This is a genomic window from Streptomyces sp. NPDC059499 (genome assembly GCF_042749285.1).
Classification (GTDB): domain Bacteria; phylum Actinomycetota; class Actinomycetes; order Streptomycetales; family Streptomycetaceae; genus Streptomyces.
The window spans coordinates 219431-240795 of the sequence record NZ_JBHYTT010000008.1; the positions used below are offsets into that span (position 1 = coordinate 219431).

The 21365-nt window shown below is 68.8% G+C and carries 17 protein-coding genes; 6 read left to right on the forward strand and 11 right to left on the reverse strand.

The window, feature by feature from the left end:
- Nucleotides 1-12 precede the first annotated feature (12 nt).
- The 5 genes from ACFW9O_RS20490 to ACFW9O_RS20510 are packed head-to-tail and all read left to right on the forward strand — an operon-like array spanning nucleotide 13 to nucleotide 4882.
- Complete coding sequence (locus ACFW9O_RS20490) at nucleotides 13-813, forward strand: ABC transporter ATP-binding protein (protein WP_351174546.1); 801 nt, start codon at nucleotides 13-15, stop codon at nucleotides 811-813.
- Entirely contained in the window at nucleotides 801-1613 is an 813-nt protein-coding gene (locus ACFW9O_RS20495; protein WP_384611101.1) for an ABC transporter ATP-binding protein, read from the forward strand. Before ACFW9O_RS20490 ends, ACFW9O_RS20495 begins: the two co-directional genes overlap by 13 nt.
- A complete protein-coding gene (locus ACFW9O_RS20500) occupies nucleotides 1610-2500 on the forward strand; it encodes a branched-chain amino acid ABC transporter permease (RefSeq protein ID WP_384611103.1) in 891 nt (296 codons plus the stop codon). The genes ACFW9O_RS20495 and ACFW9O_RS20500 overlap by 4 nt, the downstream gene beginning before the upstream one ends.
- Nucleotides 2493-3632: a branched-chain amino acid ABC transporter permease gene (locus ACFW9O_RS20505; protein WP_384611105.1), complete on the forward strand. Its 1140-nt coding sequence runs from the start codon at nucleotides 2493-2495 to the stop codon at nucleotides 3630-3632. The genes ACFW9O_RS20500 and ACFW9O_RS20505 overlap by 8 nt, the downstream gene beginning before the upstream one ends.
- Entirely contained in the window at nucleotides 3629-4882 is a 1254-nt protein-coding gene (locus ACFW9O_RS20510; protein ID WP_384611107.1) for an ABC transporter substrate-binding protein, read from the forward strand. The genes ACFW9O_RS20505 and ACFW9O_RS20510 overlap by 4 nt, the downstream gene beginning before the upstream one ends.
- 59 nt (nucleotides 4883-4941) lie before the next feature.
- On the opposite strand, the gene ACFW9O_RS20515 is transcribed toward ACFW9O_RS20510, so the two are convergent.
- A complete protein-coding gene (locus tag ACFW9O_RS20515) occupies nucleotides 4942-7296 on the reverse strand; it encodes a discoidin domain-containing protein (RefSeq protein WP_384611109.1) in 2355 nt (784 codons plus the stop codon).
- Nucleotides 7297-7709: 413 nt separating this feature from the next.
- Here ACFW9O_RS20515 and ACFW9O_RS20520 point away from each other — a divergent pair, with 413 nt between their 5' ends.
- Entirely contained in the window at nucleotides 7710-9083 is a 1374-nt protein-coding gene (locus tag ACFW9O_RS20520) for a glycoside hydrolase family 5 protein (RefSeq protein ID WP_384611110.1), read from the forward strand.
- A 165-nt stretch (nucleotides 9084-9248) separates the two neighbouring features.
- On the opposite strand, the gene ACFW9O_RS20525 is transcribed toward ACFW9O_RS20520, so the two are convergent.
- The 10 genes from ACFW9O_RS20525 to ACFW9O_RS20570 all read right to left on the reverse strand — a co-directional run bounded on the left by ACFW9O_RS20525 (nucleotide 9249) and on the right by ACFW9O_RS20570 (nucleotide 21356).
- A complete protein-coding gene (locus ACFW9O_RS20525) occupies nucleotides 9249-11402 on the reverse strand; it encodes a SpoIIE family protein phosphatase (RefSeq protein ID WP_384611112.1) in 2154 nt (717 codons plus the stop codon).
- Nucleotides 11403-11565: 163 nt separating this feature from the next.
- Complete coding sequence (gene pssA / locus ACFW9O_RS20530) at nucleotides 11566-12420, reverse strand: CDP-diacylglycerol--serine O-phosphatidyltransferase (protein ID WP_351171454.1); 855 nt, start codon at nucleotides 12418-12420, stop codon at nucleotides 11566-11568.
- The gene (locus ACFW9O_RS20535) at nucleotides 12407-13054 is read right to left on the reverse strand and encodes a phosphatidylserine decarboxylase (RefSeq protein WP_351171457.1); all 648 of its coding nucleotides are present in this window, start codon (nucleotides 13052-13054) and stop codon (nucleotides 12407-12409) included. The genes pssA and ACFW9O_RS20535 overlap by 14 nt, the downstream gene beginning before the upstream one ends.
- Before the next feature lie 181 nt (nucleotides 13055-13235).
- Nucleotides 13236-14441, reverse strand: coding sequence for an acyl-CoA dehydrogenase family protein (locus tag ACFW9O_RS20540; protein WP_351171460.1), 1206 nt, complete (start codon nucleotides 14439-14441; stop codon nucleotides 13236-13238).
- 2 nt (nucleotides 14442-14443) lie between these two features.
- Entirely contained in the window at nucleotides 14444-14971 is a 528-nt protein-coding gene (locus tag ACFW9O_RS20545; protein ID WP_329205844.1) for a MaoC family dehydratase, read from the reverse strand.
- 2 nt (nucleotides 14972-14973) lie between these two features.
- On the reverse strand, nucleotides 14974-15945 hold the full coding sequence (locus tag ACFW9O_RS20550; protein WP_384611116.1) for an HpcH/HpaI aldolase/citrate lyase family protein: 972 nt from the start codon (nucleotides 15943-15945) through the stop codon (nucleotides 14974-14976).
- Nucleotides 15942-17954 carry a protein meaA gene (locus ACFW9O_RS20555; RefSeq protein ID WP_329205841.1) on the reverse strand — a complete coding sequence of 671 codons (2013 nt, stop codon included), beginning with the start codon at nucleotides 17952-17954 and terminating at the stop codon, nucleotides 15942-15944. The genes ACFW9O_RS20550 and ACFW9O_RS20555 overlap by 4 nt, the downstream gene beginning before the upstream one ends.
- A gap of 10 nt (nucleotides 17955-17964) precedes the next feature.
- Nucleotides 17965-19302, reverse strand: coding sequence for a crotonyl-CoA carboxylase/reductase (gene ccrA, locus ACFW9O_RS20560; protein ID WP_351171469.1), 1338 nt, complete (start codon nucleotides 19300-19302; stop codon nucleotides 17965-17967).
- 365 nt (nucleotides 19303-19667) lie between these two features.
- Nucleotides 19668-20465, reverse strand: coding sequence for a GNAT family N-acetyltransferase (locus ACFW9O_RS20565; RefSeq protein ID WP_384611118.1), 798 nt, complete (start codon nucleotides 20463-20465; stop codon nucleotides 19668-19670).
- A gap of 75 nt (nucleotides 20466-20540) precedes the next feature.
- Nucleotides 20541-21356, reverse strand: a complete 816-nt coding sequence (locus ACFW9O_RS20570; RefSeq protein ID WP_384611119.1) for a TetR family transcriptional regulator — start codon at nucleotides 21354-21356, stop codon at nucleotides 20541-20543.
- Between the last annotated feature and the right edge of the window lie 9 nt (nucleotides 21357-21365).

The following is a 21365-nucleotide window of genomic DNA, read 5'->3' on the forward strand; positions in this document are numbered from 1 at the left end:
GGAGGAGGACGCATGGCAACGCTCGAGATCCGCGAACTGTCCGTGGGCTACGGCCCGGTACGGGCACTGCGCGACGTCTCCGTCGACGTGCCGGCCGGCGCGATCACCGCGGTACTCGGCGGCAACGGCGCCGGCAAGACCACGCTGCTGCGGGCCGTGTCGCGGACCCTCGGCTTCCACCGCGGGACGGGCACGGGCACCATCCGCTTCGACGGCGTGCCCCTGGACGGGCTGCGCCCCGCCCAGGTGGTGGCCGCAGGAGTGATCCAGGTGCCGGAGGGGCGACAGGTGTTCGCCCGGATGACGGTGGCGGACAACCTGCGGGCCGGTGCACTCGGTGCCCGGGGCGGGCGCAAGGCAACGACCGCGGCGCTCTCACGCGTACACGAACTGTTCCCCGTCCTCGCCCAGCGCGCCCACCAGCGTGCCGGACTGCTGTCCGGCGGGGAGCAGCAGATGCTGGCGATGGGACGGGCCCTGATGGCCGGGCCCCGCCTGCTCCTGCTCGACGAACCGTCCCTCGGCCTGGCGCCGTTGATGGCGGCCAGGATCGCCGAGACGATCCAGGAGATCAACGCGGCGGGCACCTCCGTCATGCTCGTCGAGCAGAACGCGGCGATCGCGCTCAGGCTCGCCTCCACCGCGTACGTCCTGGACGTCGGCGAGGTCGCCATCGAGGGCCCGGCCGACGATCTCGCCGCGTCCGACGAGGTACGCCGCCGCTATCTGGGCGTCGTCGACGAGGAGGCAGCCGAGGTCGCGCGGCAGGCCGTCGGCGGCCCCTCACGCACCCTGAGCAGGTGGTCCGCGTGACAACCGCTCCGGCCACCACGGCCCCCGTCACCGCCCCGGCCGCACTCGCCGTGCGCGACGTGACCGTACGCTTCGCCGGGCTCACCGCCCTCGACGCGGTCTCGTTCACCGTCGAACCCGGCAGCGTGCACGCCGTCATCGGACCCAACGGCGCCGGCAAGTCCACCACCTTCAACGTGCTCTCCGGTGTCTACCGGGCCACCTCCGGCTCGGTGCACCTCGGCTCCACCGAACTCACCGGCCTCGCCCCGCACAAGATCGCCGGCCTCGGCATCGCGCGCACCTTCCAGAACCTGGCGCTGCCCCCGCACGCCACCGTCGCCGACAGCCTGCTGCTCGGCCGGCACCGCCTCACCCGCGCCGGTTTCCTCGCCAGCGGACTGCGGCTGCCGTCGGCGGCCCGCGAAGCGCGGCTCCATCGCGAACGGGTCCGCGAGATAGCCGAGTTCATCGGCCTGGACAAGGAACTGGAACGGCCCGCGGGTGCGCTCCCGTACGGGAAGCAGAAGCTCGTGGAGCTCGGCCGTGCGCTCTGCATGGAGCCGCAGGTGCTGCTGCTCGACGAGCCCATCGCCGGCATGACGGCCGACGAACGCCGTCGCGTCGCGGCCGTCGTCGCGGACGTACGCGACAGCCTCGGCATCTCCATCGTGCTCGTCGAGCACGACATGGGTGTGGTGATGCGGCTCGCGGACGCCGTGACCGTACTCGACTTCGGACGCAGGATCGCGGGCGGCACCCCCGCCGAGGTCCAGAACGATCCGGCCGTCGTCCAGGCCTACTTGGGGACACAGGAATGACCACCTTCATCGAACTCCTCCTCGGCGGACTCTCCATCGGATCGGTCTACGCACTGATCGCGCTCGGCTTCGTCGTCATCTTCAAGGCCACCGAGGTCGTCAACTTCGCCCACGCCTCCCTCCTGCTGGCGGGCGGATACGTCACCGCCGTACTGCACGACGACATCGGCTTCTGGCCGGCGCTCGGCGTCGGGATCGCGGGCGCCGCGGTCGTCGGCTCCGCCGTCGAGTTCTTCGTGATGCGCCGCTACCGGGGCAGCGACCACAGCGTCCTGGCCATCGTCACCATCGGCGTCGACATCCTCATCACCACGGAACTCACCCGCCAGATGGGCACCGAGGTCCTGTCGCTCGGTGACCCGTGGGGCGACAATGTCGTCACCATCGGCGGTGTCACCCTGGCCGAGACCCGCATCGCGGCCTTCGTCGTCGCGGGGCTGCTCATCACGGTGTTCCTGCTCGCGTTCCGCTACACCTCGTGGGGCGTGTCGATGCGGGCCGCCGCCGAGAACCCGCAGACGGCGGCCCTGATGGGCATCAAGCTCGGCCGGGTGTCGCTGTCGGCCTGGGCGGTCGCCGGGGCACTCGCCGCGGTCGCCGCGCTCTTCCTCACCGTCTTCCCCACCCCGGGCCTCGAACGGGCCACGTCCTTCGCCGCGCTCAAGGCGTTCCCGGCGGCGATCCTCGGCGGCCTCGACTCGACGACCGGTGCGCTGGTCGGAGGGCTCATCGTCGGAGTCACCGAGTCGCTCGCCACCGGGTACCAGAGCGATCTCTCCTTCCTGGGGCGCGGCATCGGAGACCTCGCGCCCTATCTCGTGATGGTGGTCGTCCTGCTCATCCGGCCCGCGGGACTCTTCGGTACGAAGGAGCTGGCCCGTGTCTGAAACCGTCAAGGACGCCGGGACGCCCGCCGAAGCCGGCGTCACCCAGGCTCCCGTGCCGCCCGGCCCGGGGCAGTCGCTCACCGCACGGCTGCGGCACCCCCGCCCCTACCTGTGGCTCGTCGGCTCCGTCGTGCTTCTCCTGTTCCCGTTCTACCTGGACCGCTTCTGGCTCCAGGCCGGACTCTTCGCGATGGCCGCCGCGATCGGGGCGATCGGCCTCAACCTGCTCACCGGCAGCACCGGCCAGCTCTCCATGGGCCACGCCTTCTTCCTCGCGGTGGGGGCGTACAGCTACTGCATCCTGGCCGGTGAGAGCAGCACCGAGAACGGCCACGAACTCTCGGGGCTCGGCCTGCCCACCTGGCTCGCCGCGATCCTCGCCGTCCTGCTGGCGGGCGCGGTGGGCGGACTGTTCAGCCCGATCGCGGGCCGGCTGCGCGGCGCGTACCTCGGTATCGCCACACTCGCCCTGATCTTCATCGGCCAGCACGTGCTGTTCAACGCGGGCTCCCTCACCGGCGGTTTCAACGGCCGGGCCGTGCCCCCGCTCTCACTGTTCGGGTTCACCTTCGACGACACCGAGGTGATCGTCGCCGCGGTGCCCTTCCAGTCCTCCGAGAAGCTCTGGTACGTGGGACTGCTCGCCCTCGCCCTCAGCGGGCTCTTCGCCCGCGGGGTGCTGCGCGGCAGGCCCGGCCGGGCGCTCAACGCCATCCGCGACCACCGGATCGCCGCGGGCGTGATGGGCGTGCCGGTGGCCAAGTACCGGGCAGGGGTCTTCGTCCTCTCCTCGATGTACGCGGGCCTCGCGGGTGTCCTGCTCGCGCTGGTCTTCCAGCGGACCGTGCCCGAGTACTTCGGCATGGTCCTGTCCCTCGAGTACCTCGCCATGATCGTCATCGGCGGGCTCGGCAGTGTCGCGGGGGCCGTCGTCGGCGCCGCGTTCGTATCGCTGCTCCCGCAGGTGCTCACCCACTACAGCGACTCCCTGCCCCTGGTGTCCGCCCCCGGTACGGGCGGACTCACACCGGGTGAGGCGTCCCGCTATCTGTACGGCGCCGCGGTGGTCGCGGTGGTCCTGTTCCTGCCCGGCGGCCTTACGCGTCTGAAGAATCCAGGGGAGAAGAAATGAAAATGCGTGTGTACGGAGCGGTCCTTGCGGCGCTCACCCTCACCCTCGTCGGGTGCAGCGAGAAGGCCGGAAAGGGGGATGCCGCCGGCACGGACAAGAGCGGGGTGAAGACCGGTGAAGGAGTCACCGACTCCAAGATCACCCTCGGCGCCCTCACCGACATGACAGGGGTGTACGCCTCGCTCGGCAAGAGCGTCACCCAGGCCCAGCAGCTGTGGGTGAAGGAGACCAACGCCGCGGGCGGCATCTGCGACCGGCAGATCGAACTGACCGTCCGCGACCACGGCTACGACCCGCAGAAGGCCATCGCGGCCTACACGGAGCTGGAGCCGGACGTGCTGGGCTTCGCCCAGTTCATCGGCTCCCCGTTCGTCGCCGCCGTCGAGCAGCGCATCGACGGCCAGGACAAGGGCATCGTCCTGCCGCAGGCCTGGTCGGCGAACCTCCTCGGCTCCAAGTACGTCCGGGTCATCGGCGCCACGTACGACGTCGAGACGATCAACCTGGTCGACTTCCTGCTCGACGAGAAGCGCGTCGCCAAGGGCGACAAGATCGGTCACGTCTACTTCGAGGGCGACTACGGCGAGAACGCCCTGGCCGGCTCCAAGTACGCGGCGAAGGAGGCGGGCCTGACCGTCGTCGAACAGAAGATCAAGCCGACCGACAACGACATGACCGCCCAGGTCTCCGCGCTCAAGCAGGCGGGCGTCAAGGCGATCGTCATCAGCGCCGGACCCCGCCAGGCGGCCTCACTGGTCGGCGTCGCCGCCGCCACGGGATTCAACGTCCCCGTCGTGGGCAACAACTCGGCCTACGCGCCGCAGCTCCTGGCGACCCAGGCGGGCCCGGCCCTGCAGAAGGACTACTACATCGGTTCCTCCACCCTGCCGATCGGTGACGCGGCGGCGGGTCCGTCCAAGCTCGCCAAGGCCTATACGGCCCAGTACCCGAAGGACGGCCTCGACAACGGGGTCGTCGCCGGATACAACGCGGCGTCCGTCTTCGGGGAGGCTCTGAAGAAGGCCTGCGAGTCCAAGGACCTGACCCGTGAGGGTGTCGACAAGGCCCTGCTCACCATCAAGGGCTTCGGCAGCGACTTCGGGATCTCGCACGACTTCACCGATCCCGCGGCCCCGTCGACCAACCAGACCGTCATCATGAAGCCGGATGCCAAGACCCCCGGTGGTCTCAAGGTGGTCCGCCCGGCCGAGGTGTCGACGGCCGCGGAGGGCTTCGCGTCCAAGTCCTGACCCCTGTGAGCGATGACGGGCCCGGCCGTGAAGGCCGGGCCCGTCACCGTGTCGTCCGATCAGCTGGTGTAGGCCTCCAGTTCGGAGAGCTGAGCAGCCGGCCAGCCGGTGTTCCCGGTGAAGGTCAGCCGCACATAGCGGGTCGGCGTCCCCGGCAGGGTGACGGTCGCGGTGTTGCCGCTCGACGGGTTGAAGGTGTAACCCGCCGAGGCCTTGAGCGAGTTGTACGTGGAGTTGTCGGTGCTGCCCGTGACGCCGATGGTCTGTGTGCGGGTGGCCCAGGCGGCGGCCGGAGGCAGTTTCAGCACCAGCCGCTTGACGGCCTTGGCGGCACCGAGGTCCACGGTGACGGACTGCGGGAAGGCGTTGTTACGGCTCTCCCAGTAGCTGTTGGCATTGCCGTCCACCGCGTTGGCCGCGCCGTACACATCGACGTGACTGGTCTCGGTGACCGTACGTCCCTGGGCGAGGTTGCCCGTCTCCTCGGGCGGGTCCGTCGGGTCCGGGGGGTCGGTCGGGTCGGTCGGACCGCCGCTCCCGGGCACCCCGCCGTTCGTCCACACCGGGTCCGGCCAGACACCGGTGCAGGCGGGCGGGTTCGCGTACCAGCCGGAGTTGCCGGTGCCCTGGGTGATCTGGAAGCCGCTGCCGACGCAGTTGTGGATCGGGTTGGACTGGGCGATGTGCGTGGCGACGACCTTGTTGAACGAGGCCGTTCCCGGCGCCTGGATCTGCAGGGCGTACGTACCGGCGCCGTCGATCTTGATGTTGTCGAAGTGCAGCCCGTTGGACGCGCCCTCGATCAGGTGGATCGCCGCGTAGGAGCTGTCCAGGATCTCGCTGTCGGTGATGTTGATCGTGGCGTTGCTGATCGGCTCGTTGAGACCGCTGAACCAGATCGCACCGACGCCGAAGCGCCAGTTGAAGTCGTTGTTGCCGGTGCGGATCAGGGTGTTGCGGGCGGCCGTGTGGGTGCCCGAGACCGCGGTTCCCTGACCGGAGTTGACGCCCGGATAGCGGTTGGCGATGTGCAGGCCGCCGCCGTTGCTGATGGTGTCCGACATGACGTTGTCGGAGATCGTGATGTCCTTGCCGCCGTAGGTCACGATGTTGTTGGCGAGGATCGGCAGGATGACGGTGTTGAACGTGAACTTGTTCCTCACGTTCGGGATGTTCTCCGCCCACATGGCCAGACCGTCGTCACCGGTGTTGCGGACGAAGGTGTTGGTCACGGTGGAGTTCGTGACACCGTAGTGGAAGTTCACACCGTCGGCGGTCTGGTCGAGGATCCGGCTGTTCTTGATGGTGAAGTTGTCCATCGGACCGTCCATCCAGGCGCCGCACTTGGTGTGCTGCATCCAGACGTTGTCGACGACCGAGTTCGACATGGCCCCGCCGATGGCGTTGACCTGGTCGTTGTCCACGCGCTCGCGGATGTCGCCGATGATGGCGAAGTCCTTGAGGGTGACGTTGCTGCTGCCGCCCTGGGCCGCGTACTTGCCGTAGACGCCGACCGCCTTGCTCCGGTCCGTGGGGTGGCGTCCGGTCAGCACGCTGTACCAGGGACCGGCGCCCCGCAGCGTCACCTTGTCGACGACGATGTGGTCGTTGACCTGGAAGGTGCCCTGCGGGATGTACACCTCCCTGCCCTGGGTGCGGCCCGCGTCGACCGCCGCCTGGAACTTCGCGGTGGAGTCGGTGCCGCCCGTCGGGTCGGCACCGAAGTCACCCACCACGTCCAGGGCGCCCGAGGGCTTGCCGACCGGCGCGCCGACCTGCTCGAAGTCCGCCAGGTCGATGGTGAAGGAGGGCGAGGCGGCGGTGGACGTCACCTGGAGCCGTACCTTCGTTCCGGCGGCCAGCGTCGATCCGAACATGGTCCGGGTCTCGTCGTAGAAGTGGTGCGGGTTGGTGTCGCCGGGATTGTTGTTGAAGGGATAACCCCCGTAGTACCAGCCGTACTTCGAGGTCACCGGCACGCTCTTGAGCGAGGAGCCGTTCACTCGCAGGTCGATCGAGGCGTCCCGGCCCGTCCCGGCGGAGTTGTCCGGCAGTGAGTAGCGGAAGGTCATCGCGTTCGCGGGTGCCGTGAGGGTGAACTCCACGTACTCACCCGCCGAGTCCAGCGTGACGGCCTGCCGGCCCGATGCCTCCGAGGGCAGCGAACCGTACAGCCGGTCGGGGCCGATGAGTGCGCCGTTGGTGGCGGCGTACTCGGCTTCCTGCTCCGTGAACGGAACGGTGGCACCCCGGCCGGGTATCCCGACGGGCGACGGCGCGGGGACACCGGCGGCCTGGGCGGACGGTGCGCCGGCCATCACGACGGCGGCAGCGGTGCCGACGGCGGCGAGGGCCAGGGAGAGGGATGCGGACAGGGAGCGCCTGAGCAGGCGTCGTCCAGGTGGTGAGGTCACGTGTCGGTCGTCCTTGCGGCTCGTGGGGGCTCTGCGGACGCCCCACAGGCTAGGAGCATCTCCGCAAGGAAGTCCACGCTGCTGCGCAAGATTTTGTGTTCAGAGCTCAAATTCATGACTCAGATGCGTGAATACTGACCTCTGTCCGGCGCGCGCACCCCGCGTGCGCCGATCGTCCGGAGGTGTGGCCCGGGTGCGGCAGGGGCTTTCGGGGCCCGCGGGGCGGGTGTGGCTTCCGCCCGGCCCTCGGGTGCCCTGTCCGGCGCCGGTCCGGCGTCTTCAAGAAGTGAAGATTGACATGCCCATTGACAGCGCATCCGGCCTGCTGGCTTCATGTGAACAATGAATGGGAGCGCTCCCATGATCCATTGCCTGCCTTACCCCATGAAAGGCAACGACGGATGAAGTTATCGATGAGAAAGCGCCTGGGCGCGGCGGTTGCCGCAGCCGTCACGGCGACCGCCGTGCTGATGACGCTGTCGGGCCCGGTCGCCGCGCAGGCTGCGACCGGCTCACCGCCGGCGGCCGCGGCAGTCCCCGCCGCGCAGACCAAGGCCGCTGCCGGAACCGGCAAGGACTGGCTGCACACCGAGGGCAACCGGATCGTCGACGAGCAGGGCAACCGGGTCTGGCTGACCGGAGCCAACTGGTTCGGCTTCAACGCCACCGAACGCGTCTTCCACGGACTGTGGTCCGCGAATCTGGAGACGGTCACCCGACAGATGGCGGAACGGGGCATCAACATCGTCCGCGTACCGATCTCCACCCAGCTCCTGCTGGAGTGGAAGGACGGCCGGGCGGCGGTCTCCAGCGCCGTCAACACCTGGGCGAACCCCGAACTCAAGGACAAGACGACCCTGCAGGTGTTCGACGCCTTCCTCGCGGTGTCGGAGAAGTACGGCATCAAGGTGATGCTCGACGTCCACAGTGCGGAGGCCGACAACTCCGGCCATGTGTACCCCGTGTGGTGGAAGGGCGCGATCACCACCGAGCAGTTCTACTCCGCCTGGGAGTGGGTGACCGCCCGCTACCGGACCAACGACACCCTCGTCGCGATGGACATCAAGAACGAGCCGCACGGCAAGCAGTCCGACAGCCCGCGGGCGAAGTGGGACAGCTCCACCGACCAGGACAACTTCAAGTACACCTGTGAGACCGCGGGCAGGCGCATCCTCGCGATCAACCCCGATGTCCTCGTCCTGTGCGAGGGCATCGAGATCTACCCCAAGGACGGCGCCAACTGGTCCTCCACCACCGCGACGGACTACCACAACATGTGGTGGGGCGGGAACCTGCGGGGTGTCGAGGACCACCCGGTCGACCTGGGTGCCCAGCAGGACCAGCTCGTCTACTCGCCCCACGACTACGGGCCGCTGGTCTACCAACAGCCCTGGTTCCAGGGCCAGTGGAGCCGCACCACACTGGAGCGCGACGTCTGGGACCCGAACTGGCTCTTCGTGCACAAGACCGGAACCGCACCCCTGCTCATCGGCGAATGGGGCGGCTTCCTCGACAACGGCCCGAACCAGAAGTGGATGACGGCGCTGCGCGACCTCATCGTCGAGAACGGGATCCACCAGACCTTCTGGTGCATCAACCCCAACTCCGGTGACACCGGCGGGCTGCTGAACCACGACTGGACGACGTGGGACGAAGCCAAGTACGCCCTGCTCAAGCCGGCGCTCTGGCAGTCGGGCGGCAAGTTCGTCAGCCTCGACCACCAGGTCAGGCTCGGCGGGGCGACCGCGACCACCGGTATCAGCCTGGGCGACCTGTACGGCGGCTGAATCCCGAACAGCTCGCACAGCACCACCCGTTGACCGTCCCGGGGTGCCGATGAAACCCCACCGCCTCGGCACCCCGGGACACCCACGGCGCATCCGGCCTCCGGATGCGGGCACGCCGCCGCCCCGGCAGCCGCCCCAGGCCCCGGGCGCCCGGGGATCCAGGCCTCAGCGCTCCGGCCGCGGTGGAGCGCTTGTCCCCAGAGCGTTGATGAGGAGCAGGGCGATGTCGTCGGTGCCGGGTGTGTACCGCTCCGCGTACCGCACGAGCGTGTCGGCCACGTCGTCCATGTCCTGGTCGAGGGCCAACGCGAAGTGTTCGGCCAGCTCGGCCGTCGCGTCCTCGAAGTCCACCCCCGGAGCCTCCACGAGGCCGTCCGTGAACAGGGCGAGCGTCGCCCCCGGCGGCAGCGGGATCTCGGCCGTCGGGTAGCGGGACGCCGGATCGATGCCCAGCAGGAGACCCGGCGGAAGATCGAGAACCTCGGTCTGTCCGTCCGGCTGCCTCAGGAGCGGTCCGGGGTGTCCTGCGGTGGCCAGGACCGCGCGGTGCCCGGCGAGGTCGAGATGGACGTACAGACAGCTGGTGAACAGGCCGGGGTCGAGATCGGTGAGCAGCCGGTTTGTGCGTGCGAGCACTTCGTCGGGCGGCGCCCCGGCGGAGGCGTGCACGGCCGTACGGACCTGGCCCATGAGAGCGGCGGCGTTCACGTTGTGGCCCTGGACGTCGCCGATGGCTGCCGCGGCCGTCGTGTCGTCCAGCCGGATCAGGTCGTAGAAGTCCCCGCCGATGCCCGTGCCGCGGGCGGCCGGGAGGTAGCGGGCGGCGACGTCCAGTCCGGGGATGCGGGGCAGGGTGTGGGGGAGCAGGTGTGCCTGCAGGCTGTGCGCGAGCCTGTCCTTGGTGTCGTAGAGGCGCGCGCGGTCGAGCGCCTGGGCGAGCAGACCGGCGATGGACGTGAGCAGGGCACGTTCCTCGGGCGGGAAGTCGTGGGGACGGTCGTAGGAGAGCACCAGAGAGCCGGTGGGGTGCCCGGAGACGACCAGGGGGAGAGAGGCGCAGGCTGCGACCGTCTCACGGAGGACGAGTCCGGGGTAGGCGCGCTCCAGCTCCCCCGCGGTGGCGAAGAAGGCGGGGACGCCCGTGGTCAGCACGTGCGCGGCGGGATTGTCCGCGGACAGCGGCACACCGTCGAAGCCGTCCACGAGCGCGGCATGACTGCCGCGGCCGCCCTCTATCCGCAGCCGTCCCTGGTCCGATGTCAGCACGATGAGGGAGTGGATCCGGAAGGCGGGCATGAGCTGGTCGCCGGCCAGCTCGATCACGTCCCGGGTGCCGACGGCCTCGGTGAGGGTCGCGGCAAGGTGCATCAGGTGGTAGAGGGCGGTGGCCCGGCTGGGCGTCGCGGGTGTCGGCGCCGCCAGCGGCAGCGGGGAGTCCGCCGGCTCGGGCTTCACGGCGGGAAGGATCCGGACGCTGATGCCCGTGGCGTTCGGGAAGAGGTGGAAGGACAGCCACCGGTCCGGTGGGCGCAGGGCGGTGAAGGACGTCTGCTGGCGGCTGAAGACCGCGGCCCGGTAGTGGTCCTCGATGGCGGGATTGTCCATCCAGGGGAGCGACACCCACGGCAGGGTGCCCAGGACGTCCTCGGGGCGGGCGCCGAGCAGTTCCGCGGCCGAGGGGGTGAGGAAGCTGACGGTCCCGTCCATCTTCAGCGCGCAGCTCCCCCCGGGCAGCCGCCGCACGAACTCCATCGCTGCCGTGCCCTCGGCCGGATCAGGGACCGGCGGCGCCGGCGGGGGCAGCACCCGTGGCTGGGTCCCGGGCAGCACGGGGTAGCCGCTGCTCTCGGACTGCTGCATGAGCATGCCGATGTTGCGGCAGCCGCGGACCACGGCATCACGTTCCCGTGGCGCCAGCTGAGGGGGGTGCGAGCCGGGCCACAACAGGAGCAGCCCGCCCCAGTCGGTGTCTCCCGTACGGATCGGTGCGGCGGCCAGGGAGAACCGGTAGGGCATCACCAGGGCGGGGCGCGGATAGCGGCGCGCCAGTTCCTCCTGGCTGCCGAGCCAGATCAGACACCGGTGGCGGAGGGCGTCCGACACCGGCATCGGTGAGGACAGTGTCACCCGGTTCCAGGGAGCGGCCAGCTGGCCCGGCGCTCCGGCCAGCACCGTCAGGCGCAGCGTGGTCTCGTTCCTCGGCAGCAGGTACAGCATGGCCACGGACGCGCCGGCCTCCTGGACGACACGGGCCACGGGGCCGTCCAGAAGCTCCGTCCAGGCTCCCGTGGCGGCGACGGAGGCGGCTTGGTCCTGCACGCTTCAACCCCTCACCGTGACGAGCGGCGGGGCGCCCATTACCGAATGCGGCATATATGGACAATACGCCCACTCGGTCCGGAGGACATCGCGGTGTACCGGGACGCACGAGGGCCCGGATGCCGGGGAGCATCCGGGCCCTCGTGTCTGTCCGTGCCGTGCGTTACGGGAGCTGGGCCGCCCGTGCCTCGCGCCGGTTGTCGCGGAAGGTGTTCACCCGCCGCGCCGTGGCGAAGAGCGGGATCACCGCACCCAGCACGACCTGCAGCGCGCAGCCGGTCTGCAGGAGCAGCTGGCCGCCGGGGGCGTCGAACGCCCATGCGGCGAGCAGACCCATCGCGGCCACGATCCAGCCGAGCATCGCCACCGCGAGGACACCTCGCGGTTTCGGGTACTCGACCCGGCTGACCATCAGCCACGCCACTCCGACGATCGCGAGCAGCGTCGGCACGAAGGGCAGCTCCAGGAGCACGATCGAGACGACCGTCAATGCCCCGAAGGGGCTCGGCATGCCCTGGAACATGCCGTCCTTCAGCGTCACGCAGGAGAATCTCGCAAGCCGGAGCACCACCGCCAGCAGCACCACGATCGCCGCGAGCGCCGACACCCGCTGGTGGGCGTCGTCCGCGACCATTCCGTACACGAGCACGAAGTAGGCCGGGGCGAGCCCGAAGCTGATCAGGTCCGACAGGTTGTCGAGCTCCGCACCCATCGGCGAGGAACGCAGCTTGCGTGCCACGAGCCCGTCGAAGAGGTCGAACACCGCCGCCAGGAGCATGAGGATCACCGCGGTGGCGGCGGAGTGACGGGCCATGCCCGTCTCGTCGCTGCCGGTGAGGTGCGGGATGAGGATCCCCGTGGTGGTGAAGTACACCGCCATGAATCCGCACGTGGCGTTACCGAGAGTGAGGGTGTCCGCTATCGACAGCCGCATCGAGAGCGGCATGTCCTCGGCGTCGGCATCCTCCTCGGCCTCCGGTACCCAGCCGGCCTGTGTATCAGGATCAATCACGGTCAATTCGAGTCACCCCCGCGGTGGTGGCCTGTCCGACCTCGACCGCGACATCGATACCTTCCGGAAGGTAGATGTCGACGCGCGAGCCGAACCGGATCAGACCGATGCGTTCGCCCTGCTCCACCTTCGTACCCTGCGGGATGTAGGGGACGATGCGACGGGCGACCGCTCCGGCGATCTGCACCATCTCGATGTCGCCGAGCTCGGTGTCGAAGTGCCAGACAACGCGCTCGTTGTTCTCGCTCTCCTTGTTGAACGCCGGGACGAATCCACCCGGGATGTGCTCGACCGATGTCACGGTGCCGGCCAGGGGGGCCCGGTTGACGTGGACGTTCAGCGGGCTCATGAAGATCGCGACGCGGGTGCGCCCGTCCTTCCACGGCATGATGCTCTGCACCACACCGTCGGCCGGCGAGATGACGCGGCCCTGGGTGATCTCGCGCTCGGGGTCCCGGAAGAACCACAGCATGCCCGCCGCGAGCGCGGTGGTGGGCACGGCCACAGCGGCCCAGCGCCCGGACCTGCGGGCCCGGGTGAGGCTGAGTGCCGCGGTGGCGACGGTCGGGAGGAGCCACGGCGATGCTCCGCGCGCAAGGCGGACCCCGCCGCGTGATGCAGAGGTTTGGCTGTCGGGCATGGATGACCTTCGTAGCGGATGATGCCGCGCTGGCAAGGGGGGGACGGCGGCTTTCCCGCGATGCTATCGGGTGCGAGCGGCAACTGGGCAAGCCAGCAGCCGAGTCGGACAGCTGAAAGGCTCCGGACGAGGGTGACTCGGTGTGATGTTCTTCGCCACCAAATCACCCTGAAGGGGACAATCAGCCCTGGAACCGGTACTCCTCGAGGAGCCGGCGACCGATGATCATTTTCTGGATCTCGGCGGTACCTTCACCGATCAGCAGCATCGGTGCCTCACGGTAGAGGCGCTCGATCTCGTACTCCTTGGAGAAGCCGTAGCCGCCGTGGATACGGAAGGCGTCCTCGACGACTTCCTTGCAGTACTCGGATGCGAGGTACTTCGCCATCCCTGCCTCCAGGTCGTTTCGCTCCCCGGAGTCCTTTTTGCGCGCTGCATTCACCATCATCGCATGAGCCGCTTCGACCTTGGTGGCCATTTCAGCCAGTTTGAACTGGATCGCCTGGTGCTGAGCGATCGGCTTTCCGAAGGTCTGGCGCTGCTGGGCGTACGAAACGCCCAGTTCGAATGCACGCTGTGCGACACCGCAGCCACGTGCGGCGACATTCACGCGGCCGACTTCGACACCGTCCATCATTTGGTAAAAACCTCGGCCGGTGGTGCCGCCCAGTACGCGATTGGCCGGAATGCGCAGTCCGTCCATGATGAGCTCGGTCGTGTCGACGCCCTTGTAGCCCATCTTGTCGATCTTCCCCGGGATGGTGAGACCGGGACGGACCTCACCGAAGCCCGCCTCCTTCTCCACCAGGAAGGTCGTCATCGACTTGTGGGGGGCGGTGCCCTCGGGGTGTCCTTCGTCACTCTTGCACAGGACGGCCACCAAAGTGGACGTTCCGCCGTTCGTCAGCCACATCTTCTGGCCGTTGAGAACGTACTCGTCGCCGTCCCTGACGCCCTTGGACGTGATCGCGGAGACGTCGGAGCCCAGTGCCGGCTCGGACATCGAGAAGGCGCCCCGCACCTCGCCCAGTGCCATCCGCGGCAGGAAGGTGTCCTTCTGCTCCTGCGTGCCGTGCTGCTTGAGCATGTACGCCACGATGAAATGCGTGTTGATGATGCCCGACACACTCATCCAGCCGCGGGCGATCTCCTCCACACACAGTGCGTAGGTGAGCAGCGACTCGCCCAGACCGCCGTACTCCTCGGGAATCATCAGCCCGAACAGGCCGAGTTCCTTCAGTCCTTCGACGATTTCCGTCGGGTACTCGTCGCGGTGCTCCAGCTGGGTCGCGACAGGAATGATCTCCTTGTCGACGAAATCCCGGACCGTGGAGAGGATTTCCTGCTGGATATCGGTCAGACCGGCGGTCTGCGCGAGTCGGCTCATGGCTACTTCTCCACGTTCTTCTGCGGCGGCTGGACCAGCTCCGGGCGGCCGGGCTGCTCGCCGCCCCGCTCCTTGATGTACGTCTCGGTGGGGACCATCACCTTGCGGCGGAACACGCAGACCAGCGTGCCGTCCTGCTTGTAGCCCTTCGTCTCGACGTAGACGATGCCGCGGTCGCTCTTGGACCTCGACGGCGTCTTGTCGAGCACGGTCGTCTCGCCGTAGATCGTGTCGCCGTGGAAGGTCGGCGCGACGTGCTTCAGCGACTCGACCTCCAGGTTGGCGATCGCCTTGCCGGAGACGTCCGGCACCGACATGCCGAGCAGCAGCGAATAGATGTAGTTGCCGACGACGACGTTCTTTCCGAAATCCGTCGTCTTCTCGGCGTAGTTGCTGTCCATGTGCAGCGGGTGGTGATTCATGGTCAGCAGACAGAAGAGGTGGTCGTCGTATTCCGTGACCGTCTTTCCGGGCCAGTGCTTGTAGACAGCACCGACCTCGAATTCCTCGTATGTGCGTCCGAACTGCATGATCAGGCCTCCGGGGCTTCGAACTTGGAGGTGCGCTGCATACCGGCGGCGCGTCCCTTGCCCGCGATCACCAGCGCCATCTTGCGGCTGGCCTCGTCGATCATCTCGTCGCCGAGCATCGCCGAGCCCTTCTTGCCGCCCTCCTCCGAGGTGCACCAGTCGTACGCGTCGAGGATGAGCTCGGCGTGGTCGTAGTCCTCCTGCGAGGGTGAGAAGACCTCGTTGGCCGCGTCGACCTGACCGGGGTGCAGCACCCACTTGCCGTCGAAGCCCAGCGCCGCGGCACGGCCCGCGACCTCGCGGTACGCGTCCACGTCGCGGATCTGCAGGAACGGGCCGTCGATCGCCTGGAGGTCGTGCGTACGGGCCGCCATCAGGATGCGCATCAGGATGTAGTGGTACGCGTCCGCCGGGTAACCGGGCGGCTGCTGGCCGACGACCAGGGTCTTCATGTTGATCGAGGCCATGAAGTCGGCCGGGCCGAAGATCAGGGTCTCCAGTCGGGGCGAGGCGGCGGCGATGTCGTCGATGTTCACCAGGCCCTTGGCGTTCTCGATCTGCGCCTCGATGCCGATCTTCCCGACCTCGAAGCCCATCGTCTTCTCGATCTGGGTCAGCAGCAGGTCCAGCGCGACGACCTGCTGCGCGTCCTGGACCTTCGGCAGCATGATGCAGTCGAGGTTCGGGCCCGCGCCCTCGACGACCGTGATGACATCGCGGTACGTCCAGTGCGTCGTCCAGTCGTTGACGCGCACGACCCGGGTCTTGCCCGTCCAGTCGCCGTTGTTGAGCGCGTCGACGATGTGGTGCCGGGCGCCTTCCTTGGCGAGCGGCGCGCAGGCGTCCTCCAGGTCCAGGAAGACCTGGTCGGCGGGAAGGCCCTGGGCCTTCTCCAGGAACCGCGGGTTCGAGCCCGGCACGGCCAGGCAGGAGCGGCGCGGACGCAGACGGTTCACGGGGGCGGGCGTGGTCATGCGGGGACCTCCAGAGGGTCGAGCTTGTTGGCTTTCCGGATCTCGTCGACGATACGGCCGATGATCTCCGTGATACCGAAGTCCTTCGGGGTGAAGACGGCGGCGACGCCGGCCCCGATCAGTGCGGCGGCGTCGGCGGGCGGAATGATGCCGCCCGCGATCACCGGGATGTCGGTCGCGCCCGCCTCGCGGAGCCGGGTCAGTACGTCCGGCACCAGCTCGGCGTGCGAGCCGGACAGGATCGACAGGCCGACGCAGTGCACGTCCTCAGCGACGGCTGCCGAGACGATCTGTTCCGGCGTGAGGCGGATTCCCTGGTAGACCACCTCGAAGCCCGCGTCACGGGCCCGTACGGCGATCTGCTCGGCGCCGTTGGAGTGTCCGTCCAGGCCCGGCTTGCCCACCAGCAGGCGCAGCCGGCCCACGCCCAGGTCGTCGGCGGTGCGCGCGACCTTCTCACGGACCAGGGCGAGCGGGGTGCCGGCCTCGGCGGTCACGGCGACCGGCGCCGACGAGACGCCCGTCGGTGCCCGGAACTCGCCGAAGACGTCCCGCAGCGCCCAGGACCACTCGCCGGTGGTGACACCCGCACGGGCGCACTCCACTGTCGCTTCCATCATGTTCTCGGTGCCGGCCGCGGCCTTCTTGAGCGCGGCGAGCGCCTCGGAGGCACGGGCCTCGTCGCGGTTGTCGCGCCACTCGTGCAGCGCCGCGACCACCCGGGCCTCGTTGGCGGGGTCCACCGTCATGATCGCCGCGTCCAGGTCGGCGGTCAGCGGGTTCGGCTCCGTCGTCTCGTAGATGTTGACGCCGACGATCTTCTCGTCGCCGCCCTCGATCCGTGCCCGCCGCGCGGCGTGCGAGGAGACGAGTTCCGACTTGAGGTAGCCGGACTCGACGGCGGCCATCGCGCCGCCCATCTGCTGGATCCGGTCGATCTCGGCGAGCGACTCGGTGACCAGCTCGTCCACCTTGGCCTCGATGACGTGCGACCCGGCGAAGATGTCCTCGTACTCCAGCAGATCGCTCTCATGGGCGAGCACCTGCTGGATGCGGAGCGACCACTGCTGGTCCCAGGGGCGCGGCAGCCCCAGTGCCTCGTTCCAGGCGGGCAGCTGCACGGCGCGGGCGCGGGCGTCCTTGGAGAGCGTCACGGCGAGCATCTCCAGGACGATGCGCTGCACGTTGTTCTCCGGCTGCGCCTCGGTCAGCCCGAGGGAGTTGACCTGCACGCCGTACCGGAAGCGCCGCTGCTTCGCGTTCACGATGCCGTACCGCTCGCGGGTGACCCGGTCCCAGATGCGGCCGAAGGCGCGCATCTTGCACATCTCCTCGATGAAGCGGACACCCGCGTTCACGAAGAAGGAGATACGGGCGACGACTTCGCCGAACTTCTCCTCGGGCACCTGTCCGGAGTCGCGCACCGCGTCGAGGACCGCGATGGCCGTCGACATGGCGTACGCGATCTCCTGGACCGGAGTGGCTCCCGCCTCCTGCAGGTGGTAACTGCAGATGTTGATCGGGTTCCACTTCGGGATGCGGTTGACCGTGTACGTGATCATGTCGGTGGTCAGCCGCAGCGAGGGGACCGGCGGGAAGACGTGCGTCCCGCGCGAGAGGTACTCCTTGACGATGTCGTTCTGCGTCGTGCCCTGGAGCTTGTCCGGGTCCGCGCCCTGCTCCTCGGCGACGACCTGATAGAGCGCCAGAAGCCACATCGCGGTGGCGTTGATCGTCATCGAGGTGTTCATCTGTTCCAGGGGGATGTCCTGGAACAGACGCCGCATGTCACCGAGGTGCGAGACGGGCACGCCGACCCGGCCCACCTCGCCGCGGGCGAGGATGTGGTCGGGGTCGTAGCCGGTCTGCGTCGGCAGGTCGAAGGCGACCGACAGACCCGTCTGCCCCTTGGCGAGGTTGCGCCGGTAGAGCTCGTTGGACGCCTCGGCGGTCGAGTGACCGGCGTACGTCCGCATGAGCCAGGGCCGGTCCTTCTGGCGCTCAGTCATCTGGTGAACCTCAGACGTTCCGGAAGCGGTTGATGGCGTCGATGTGCTGCTCGCGGAGCTCCTCGTCGCGCACGCCCAGGCCCTCGCGGGGCGCCAGCGCGAGGACGCCGACCTTGCCCTGGTGGAGGTTGCGGTGCACGTCGTACGCGGCCTGGCCGGTGTCCTCGAGGGAGTAGACCTTGGAGAGCGTCGGGTGGATCTTGCCCTTGGCCACCAGGCGGTTGGCCTCCCACGCCTCGCGGTAGTTGGCGAAGTGCGAGCCCACGATCCTCTTGAGGGACATCCACAGGTAGCGGTTGTCGTACTCGTGGTTGTAGCCCGAGGTCGAGGCACAGGTGACGATCGTGCCGCCCTTGCGGGTCACGTACACGCTGGCGCCGAAGGTCTCGCGGCCCGGGTGCTCGAAGACGATGTCCACGTCCTCGCCGCCGGTCAGCTCACGGATGCGCTTGCCGAAGCGCTTCCACTCGCGCGGGTCCTGGTTGTGCTCGTCCTTCCAGAACTTGTAGCCCTCGGCGTTGCGGTCGATGATCGCGGTCGCGCCCATCTTCCGGCAGATGTCCGCCTTCTGGTCGCTGGAGACGACACAGATCGGGTTGGCGCCGCCGGCGAGGGCGAACTGCGTGGCGTACGAGCCGAGTCCGCCGCTCGCGCCCCAGATGAGCACGTTGTCGCCCTGCTTCATGCCGGCGCCGTTGCGCGAGACGAGCTGGCGGTACGCCGTCGAGTTGACGAGACCGGGGGCCGCCGCCTCCTCCCAGCTGAGGTGGTCCGGCTTGGGCATCAGCTGGTTGGACTTCACGAGCGCGATCTCGGCGAGTCCGCCGAAGTTCGTCTCGAAGCCCCAGATGCGCTGCTCGGGGTCGAGCATCGTGTCGTTGTGGCCGTCGGAGGACTCCAGCTCGACGGACAGACAGTGCGCGACGACCTCGTCGCCGGGCTTCCAGGCATTGACGCCGGGACCGGTGCGCAGCACGACGCCCGCGAGGTCGGAGCCGATGACGTGGTACGGGAGGTCGTGACGCTTGCTGAGGTCGCTGAGCTTGCCGTACCTCTCCAGGAAGCCGAAGGTCGAGACCGGCTCGAAGATCGAGGTCCAGACGGAGTTGTAGTTCACGGAGCTGGCCATGACCGCGACGAGGGCCTCGCCCGGGCCGAGCTCGGGCACCGGCACGTCCTCGACGTGGAGGGACTTGCGCGGGTCCTTGTCGCGGCTGGCGACCCCGGCGAACATCTCCGCCTCGTCCTTGTGCACGGTCACCGCGCGGTACGACTCGGGGATGGACAGGGCCGCGAAGTCCGCGGCAGTGCTGTCCTGCGATTGGATCGCGTCCAGGATTTCCTTCACGGTGATGCCTCCGGCAGATCGGGTCTCCAACGCCGAGGGAACGCTGGAGGGACCCCTGTGGACAGGGGGGCGGTGCGGTGTGGAGGTGTGCCGTCGGTTCGGCGGGGTGGTGCTTCGGCCTGCTCGGTGGAGCAGAAGGGTTGCCTGTGACGCAGGCGTCCGGGCGCGCAGACACGGTGGATTGCGGGGACAGCCGACGTACGAGAGGTCTCTGCACGCCGGCCGCCCGGACACCTTCAACGTATGGCACTCCGTGACAGGTGGCAAGGCACCGAGTGCCAACAATTTCTCTCACTTGTCATCTGTACGGCACGCATGAGCAATATGATGAGCGCTATGCCCGATTGCTCCTGGAGATGGTGCGGTTACGGCGTGGTGCGGTAGACGTACGGGGTCGTCGTGCTCAGGGCCGTGAAGCCGAGCCGGCGCAGGATCGGGGCCGACAGGTCGGTCGCGTCGACCTGCAGGTACCGGTAGCCGCGCTCGGCGGCGACACGGGCACGGTGGGCGATCAGCGCCCGGTAGATGCCCCTGCCCCGCCAGGGCGCGGCCGTCCCGCCGCCCCAGAGGCCGGCGAAGTCGGTGCCCGGATACAGCTCCATACGGGCCGAGCTCACCGGCTCGCCGCCCGCCACGGCCAGGACGGCCACGAAGGTGTCAGGGGCCTCGGAGAGCCTGGCCAGCGTCTGGTGACGCAGCCGTGAGCCGTCGGTGCCGAAGGCCAGTTCGTGGGCCCGGACCATCAGCTCCACGCCGGCGGCGTCGTTCACGGTGCGCAGCTCGACGCCTGCGGGGAACTCCACGGACGTGGGCAGCTCCGCCACCTCGGCGACCAGCAGCGTCTCCGCCGGCTCGGGCTCGAAACCGGCCGCGGCCAGGCGCCCGCCCAGATCGGCGGGGCTGTCGTGTGCGTACAGCTTCCATTCGAACTCGTCGTGCCCGAGCGAGGTGTAGTGCTCCACCTGCGCCGCGATCGCCGCGTCCGCCTGTACGGGACCGAGATCCGGAGCGGTCCAGACGACACCGTTCCAGTCGTCGGCTCTGCCGGTCTGCCGTACGAGGTCTCCCATGCGTTCGACCCTTACGCCGGGGCCGTCGGGGCGGGCGTGTTCACGCATCTGGTGGTCGAAGAGGGCGAGCAGTGCTGCGGGATCGGATGTCATCGGCACACCCGAGCACGGGGGTCCGGCCCCGGCAACCGGGTTTCGGCTGCCGCGCCGTACGCCCGGCGGTCCTTCTCAGCGGTCCTTGAGGGCCTGCTGGATCGTGCGCATCACCTCGTCGAGCGGCGCGTCGGTCCGCGCCACCGCGACCAGCACCTCGCCCTCCGTGACCACGGAGGCGACCGGGGTCTTCGCGGGCTCGCTCCCCGCGGTCCGTCCGGCGCCGATACCCGTCCCGAACGTGTCCCGCACGATGGCGAAGGCATGATCCAGCTGGGCCTCCACATCGCCCTGGCCGCCCGCCCGCAGCCAGCGCCGCAGCACATGGTTGTGCGCGGTCACCACGGCGGACGCGGCCACCTCGGCCAGCAGCGGGTCGTCATTGCCCACATGGTGGTCGCGCTCGTCGAAATGGCCCAGCAGATAGCGGGTGAACAGCCGCTCGTAACGGGCCACCGAGGCGATTTCGGCCTCCCGGAGGGTGGGAACCTCACGGGTCAGCTTGTAGCGCGCCACCGAGACCGCCGGCTTCGCCGCGTACATCCGCATGACTTCCTTGATGCCGCGGCACACGGTGTCCAGCGGGTGCTCGTGCGCGGGAGCGGCATTGAGGACGGCCTCGGCCCTGACGAGGGTGTCGTCGTGGTCCGGGAAGATGGCCTCTTCCTTGGAGCGGAAGTGGCGGAAGAACGTACGCCGTGCGACTCCGGCGGCGCCCGCGATCTCGTCGACCGTCGTCGCCTCGTACCCCTTCGTCGCGAAGAGCTCCATCGCCGCGGCGGCCAGTTCGCGGCGCATTTTGAGCCGTTGGGCAGCGGCGCGGGTGCCTGCGGCACTCTCCGTGGCGTCGGGCGCGGCGGCGGAACGGGTGGACCTGGCAGGCTGCGACATGGTGTGAAC